The sequence below is a fragment of the Citrobacter sp. TBCS-14 genome (assembly GCF_005280805.1).
In the GTDB taxonomy this organism is placed as follows: Bacteria; Pseudomonadota; Gammaproteobacteria; order Enterobacterales; family Enterobacteriaceae; genus Citrobacter; species Citrobacter gillenii.
Genome location: NZ_SZWM01000043.1, coordinates 388 through 625, shown reverse-complemented (window position 1 = coordinate 625; position 238 = coordinate 388). Strand labels below are relative to the sequence as shown.

1 pseudogene is annotated in these 238 nt (G+C 38.7%); it reads left to right on the top strand.

The window, feature by feature from the left end:
* A pseudogene (locus tag FDX22_RS29915) lies at positions 1-238 on the top strand (hypothetical protein); the annotation flags it as partial.

Sequence of the window (238 nt, the reverse complement as noted above, 5' to 3'; positions counted from 1 at the left end):
CCAGAAGCATCTGGGATTAATACAGATCTTGGCCGATTGCTCATCAATGATAACAAAAATATTGACCTTATAGAAACAGTGAATGCTAAGCAATTTGGCAATCTGCCTTATATGCGCTTTGCAAACAAGCCCTACTCTGGATGCCAAAACCACGCAGAAAACCTAATACAAAAATTAATCACTGAAATTCTGGCCTCAGCAAATATTGCATTTACTCCGCGTATTTTTCAAGCATCTC